Here is a 5,345-nt window from a genome sequence, read left to right as displayed (position 1 = left end):
GAACGAAGCGGACGCGGCTCAGCCGGCGCAACTGACGGCAAGCGGCAGCCCCGGCGGCACGACCCGCCGGGGCCGCTGCGCCCGGCCGGTTCAGTCCGCCGCGCCCTCATAAAGCCGCTGCGCCTCGCGCAGGGCCTCGTCGAACGGGCGGCCGGGGCGGTAGGGGCCAAGGCCGGCCGCCGGCAGCGTGCCGGGCAGCACGCGCGGACACGGCTCGGGCTCGCCCACCACGGTGTGCACCGGCACCACGCCCGCCCACACCGGCTGACCGTAATCCGCCTCGTCATCGCCCACGCCCGTCGCCCTGACCTTGGCCGAGGCCTCGTCGATCAGCATGGTCATGACCGCGGTGGCCTTGAGCTCCTGGGCGCTGAGCGGGCGCAGGTGCGCATCGCGGCCCGGATAGAACCGCTCCACCACGCCGCGGATCGCCTCCGCCTTCGCCGCCGGATCGTCCACCAGCCGGGCGGTGCCGAAGCACATCGCCGCGCGATAATTGAGCGAGTGGTTGAAGCCCGAGCGCGCCATCACCAGACCGTCGAGCAGCGACACCGTCAGACAGACCGGCACGCCGGCCTTCTGGTGGCGCAGCATGCGGCTGGCCGACGAGCCGTGCCAGAACAGCCGGTCGCCCACCCGCCAGTGCATGGTGGGCGTGCAATAGGGCTGGCCGTCGATGACATAAGCCACATGGCACATCAGCCCGGCATCGAGCACGGCATGAACCGCCGCGCGCTCGTAATGGCCGCGGCCATGCAGCCGCTTCACACGATTGCGCGCACTCACGGCATAGGTTTCGGCGGTGGCGGCCGCGTCCTGCATGGTGGTCTTCCCTGTCCGGCCTGCCGGGGCGGCATTGCCTCTGCAGCGCAGCAAGGCTTAAGGTTCGCCATTGGTTTGAAAAAGGTCCACTTTGGCACAAAAACAGAAGACCAATCCGGACTGGACGACCCTCATTCCGGTCACGCCCGGCAGCGGACCGCGACCGCAGGCGCTTTACCGGGCGCTGCGCACGCTGATCGAGACCGGACGTCTTGCGCCCGGCGACCGGCTGCCGGCCACACGCCACCTCGCCGGGGCGCTCGGCCTTTCGCGCGGGGCAGCGGTTGCCGCCTTCGAGATGCTGGTGGCCGACGGCTTTGCCGAGGCACGGACCGGCGCCGGCACCTTCGTGGCCACAGCGGTGCCCGCGCTTGCGCCCCGCCCGGCCGCCCCGCCGGCCGGCGCCGGCGCCGCGGAGCCGTTGCTGCTGCCGGGCACGCTCGGCGTTTCCACGCCGGACGAGCAGACCATGGCGCTGTTCCGCCGCCTGCTGAACCGCCACCTGCACCGCCCGCCCGCCTCCTTCTTCGGCTACTGCGACGCCCGCGGCAGTGCGGACCTGCGCGCGGCCATCGCCGACTATCTCGCCGGCGCGCGCGGCGTGCGCTGCACGGCAGAGCAGATCGTGCTCACCAGCGGCAGCCAGCAGGGTCTGGACCTCATCATCCGCACGGCCTTCCGGCCCGGCGACGCGGTGTGGACGGAAGACCCGTGCTATCCGATGGCAAGGGCCGCCTTCGGGGGCGCCGGGCTGGTGCTTACCGGGGTTCCCGTCGATGACGAGGGACTGGACGTGGCCGCCGGCCGCCGGCTGTGCCCGGCGGCGCGCGCCGTGTGCGTCACGCCCTCGCACCAGTTTCCGCTCGGCGTGGCCATGACGATGCGGCGACGGCTGGCACTGGTGGCCTGGGCGCGCGAGACCGACGGCTGGATCATCGAGGACGACTACGACAGCGAGTTCCGCTATGCCGGCGCACCGCTGACCGCCCTGCAGGGCATCGACGATGCCGGCCGCGTGATCTATCTCGGCAGTTTCTCCAAGGTGCTGTTTCCCGGCCTGCGCATGGGCTATGCCGTGGTGCCGGAGGCCCTGATGGCGCCGCTGATGGCGCTGCGGGCGCGCACCGACCGCAGCCCGTCGGCCTTGGCGGAAGCCCCGCTGGCCGCCTTTCTGCGGCAGGGCCATCTTGCCCGCCACCTGCGCCGCGCCCGCCGCGCCGCCCGCCTTGGCCGCGATGCGCTGGTGGAGGGTCTGCGGCAGGGCGGGCTTGCCGCCGTCGCACCCGATCAGGGGCTGCACCTCATCTGCCCGCTGCCGCCGGACAGCGACGATGTCGCCCTTGCCCGCACCGCACGGCAGCACGGCATCGGGGCGGCCGCGCTGTCGCCGATGTTCGTCACGGCCGCGCCGCGGCGCGGGCTCGTCATCGGCTTCAGCGGCTTTCCGGCCGCCGCCCTCCACGACGCCGGTCTGCGCCTCGGCCGGCTTGCCGCCGGCCGGGTCTAGGGTTCAGTCCCCGCCGGTGCAGCCGGGGCCGGCTTGCCGATGGCCGGGTCCGGGGTTCAGTCCCAGCCGGAGCAGCCGGGGCCGGCTTGCCGCCGGCCGGGTCCGGGGTTCAGTCCCGGCAGGAGCAGCCGGGGCCGGCTTGCCGCCGGCCGGGTTCAGGGTTCAGTCCCCGCCGGTGCAGCCGGGCGGGTGGCCAGAAAGCCGGCGCTTGCGGCAAGGGCCCGCGCGGCCTCGGCCAGCAGCGGGGCATCCGCTGCCGGGTCGGCCCCGGCGCGGCGCGCCGCGGTGGCAAGGGCGCGGGCCGCCCGCTGCGGGTCGCGCCCGGTCTGGCGCAGCCGCGCCCGCGCGGTGTGCAGCGCCCGCACCGTGGCCGGTGCCGCGCTGCCCGCCGCCAGCACGCCGTCGATATGCAGAATGGCAGAGCCCAGCAGCAGCACCGCAAAACCGCCCTCCACCGCCGCCGCACGGTCCGCACCGGTCTTGTCGGCCCAGCGCACCAGCCGCAGCACGCGGTGATAGAGCCGCGCCCGCCACACCGGCCGGTGCTGCACAAGGCCCGTCCGCGCCGCCATCGTCTCCGTCTCGCGCACCATCATGGCCACGAGGGTGCCGAGACGGCGCCGGCCGTCGACCGGGAAGATGGCCATGAACGCCACCAGCCCGATGGCCGGCCCCAGCACCACGGCCGCGGCCGTCATCAGCGAATGGGCGGGCGAGGCGGTGAGCGGCAGGGCGGGCTGCAGCAGCAGCAGCATGACCATGTTGTAGTCGAACCCGATCGGCCCGCTGGCGCGGCGATGGCCGAACAGCACGCCGCCCACGGCAATGAACGGCAGCATCGACAGCACCAGCCCAAAATCGCTGCTCATCATCGGCCACACCAGCCAGCGGCAGGCAAAGGCGCCTGCTGCCCCCAGCGCCTGACCGAAGATGACCTGCCGCAGCAGCACCGCCGGGTTATCGACCGTGGAAAACACCGTCGTCATGATGGTGGTGCCCAGCAGCATGAAGGCACCGGCCGGCCAGCCGGTGGCCAGCCACAGCCCGCCCACCAGCAGAATGACCACCGCCGAGCGGATGAGCGATTGCCGGGCCCCGACCCAGTCGCGGTGCAGCACCACGGGCGGGGCCGCCGGCGAGGCCGCCGCGGGCGGGCCGCCGGCCGCCACCGCGCTCTGCGACCGCGCCAGCGTGACGAGCGCCTCGCGCAGCACCGCATCGCCGCCCGCGAGATTGCCGCCGGCAAGATCGTCGCCTGCAAGATGACGGGCCGCCTGCACGCAGGCCTCTTCGGCCTCGGCAAACCGGCCGGCGCCGAGAGCTGCCGGCGCCTGTCGCAGACAGGCCGCCACCGCCGCGCCGCCGGCCGGCTGCACGCCGCGACGCATCCACAGCACCACCGCCACCTGTGCAGACAGAAGCCGCCGGATGGTGCGCACCGCCCCGCGCGACCGGCGCGACCCGGCGGCGTGGCTGTCGAGCCCCTCTTCGATTACCGCCATTTCCGCCAGCAGCGCCTGCTGTTCGCGCCGCGCCGCCGCCCCGGCCCCGGTGTCAGTGGCCGTGAGGTGGGCGGCAAGGCCGGCCAGCACGCGGGCGGAGAGGCCCGCAAGGCGCTCTGCGAGGCTGTCGGGATCGCTGCGCGCGCCGAACACCCAGCCGACGACCAGCGCCACCGCAACGCCGGTCAGCACCGTGAGCATGCGATCGATGCCGATGGCGAAGGGATCGGCGGTGTGGGCGCTGTGCAGCAGCGTGACCATGGCCGCCGTGTAGCCGGCCAGCATCGACCCGTAGGAGGCAAAGCCGCGCACGACGTTGCCGGTGAAGGCGCACAGCCCGATCCACAGCGCCAGCCCCGGCACGATGATGGCCGGCGCCCCGCCGGACAGCACCAGCAGCCCGATGCCGGCCAGCGCGCCCACCACGGTGCCCGCCGCGCGGAAGCCGCTTTTCTCCAGAAGCTGACCGCGCACCGGCAGCGATGCCGCCCACACCGTCATGGCCGACCATTGCGGGTGCTCAAGCCCGAGGAGCCAGGCAACGATCAGCGCCAGCGCGGCCGCGGCCGCCGTGCGCAGCGTGAAGCCGAGCCGCACCGGGCTGAAGCCCAGCCGCTCCAGCGCGGCCGGCAGAGAAACCGCGCAGCTCATGACTGTCCGCTCCCTGAAGGCCCGTTCCCTGACGGCCCGTCCCCCGGCTGCCGCATGGCCGCGATGCGGCCGTCAATGGCCTCCAGCGCGGCGACGAGCGCCTTCAGATCGGCATTGCCGAGGGCTGACAGCATCTCACCCTCGATGCGGCTCAGCGTGCGCTGCACATCCACCACGGCGGCCTCGCCGGCGGGCGTGAGAAACAGCAGGTTCGCACGCCGGTCGGCCGCATCGTGCCGCCGCTCCACCAGCCCGCGCGCGGCCAGAAGGTCGATCAGACGCACGAGACTGGAACCGTCGATGCCGATGCGGGCGGCCAGATCCTTCTGCGACAGCCCGCCGCCGGACCGGGCGATATGAACCAGCGGCGGCCAGCTGGCATCCGACAGGCCCAGACAGGCAAGCCCGGCATCAAGCGTTGCCCGCCAGCGCCGGGCAACGCCGACAAACAGCATTCCGAAGCGTTCCCGCTCGGTGAGGGAAGGACTCATGGCTTATTTCTGATTCAAATGATTTGATTTCAAATCATATAGCATGCCCTGCCCGTCGCCGGCCAGCCGCAGACCCCTGCCAATGACGCCGCGCCAGCCATGCAAAGCCGCCCTGTCACGCCGCCGGCGCAGCGGTGGCGCAGCGGTGGCGCAGGCCGCAAGCCGGCTCATTGCCGGCCCGCCCTGTGGTCATCACGCCGCGCCGCTGCGTTTCCAGTGCTTTTGCAGGCCGGAGCCATTGACCCGGCCTGCCGGAGCCGCTACGGGAAACAGCGCCGGAGACGTGGCCGAGAGGCTGAAGGCGGCGGTTTGCTAAACCGTTATACGGTCTAAAGCCGTATCAGGGGTTCGAATCCCCTCGTCTCCGCCATT

The 5,345-nt window shown here is 72.9% G+C and carries 4 protein-coding genes and 1 tRNA gene; 2 read left to right on the top strand and 3 right to left on the bottom strand.

Annotation, left to right across the window (positions count from 1 at the left end; all coding sequences use genetic code 11):
- Positions 1-90: 90 nt before the first annotated feature.
- The gene (locus V7067_RS13950) at positions 91-822 is read right to left on the bottom strand and encodes a pyridoxamine 5'-phosphate oxidase family protein (RefSeq protein WP_334176511.1); all 732 of its coding nucleotides are present in this window, start codon (positions 820-822) and stop codon (positions 91-93) included.
- A 91-nt stretch (positions 823-913) separates the two neighbouring features.
- On the opposite strand from V7067_RS13950, the gene V7067_RS13945 reads away from it, so the two are divergent.
- Positions 914-2,329 (top strand): PLP-dependent aminotransferase family protein, encoded by a 1,416-nt coding sequence (locus V7067_RS13945; protein WP_334176510.1) that lies wholly within the window; start codon positions 914-916, stop codon positions 2,327-2,329.
- A 155-nt stretch (positions 2,330-2,484) separates the two neighbouring features.
- On the opposite strand, the gene V7067_RS13940 is transcribed toward V7067_RS13945, so the two are convergent.
- Complete coding sequence (locus V7067_RS13940) at positions 2,485-4,482, bottom strand: FUSC family protein (RefSeq protein WP_334176509.1); 1,998 nt, start codon at positions 4,480-4,482, stop codon at positions 2,485-2,487.
- The gene (locus V7067_RS13935) at positions 4,479-4,973 is read right to left on the bottom strand and encodes a MarR family transcriptional regulator (RefSeq protein ID WP_334176508.1); all 495 of its coding nucleotides are present in this window, start codon (positions 4,971-4,973) and stop codon (positions 4,479-4,481) included. Before V7067_RS13935 ends, V7067_RS13940 begins: the two co-directional genes overlap by 4 nt.
- 277 nt (positions 4,974-5,250) lie before the next feature.
- Here V7067_RS13935 and V7067_RS13930 point away from each other — a divergent pair.
- Positions 5,251-5,343: transfer RNA gene (locus tag V7067_RS13930), tRNA-Ser, on the top strand.
- The last annotated feature ends 2 nt before the right edge of the window (positions 5,344-5,345 follow it).

The organism is Pseudoxanthobacter sp. (genome assembly GCF_036822375.1).
Classification (GTDB): Bacteria; Pseudomonadota; Alphaproteobacteria; order Rhizobiales; family Segnochrobactraceae; genus Pseudoxanthobacter.
The sequence above is the reverse complement of the archived record's forward strand: the minus strand, read 5'-3'. Positions and strand labels throughout refer to the sequence as shown.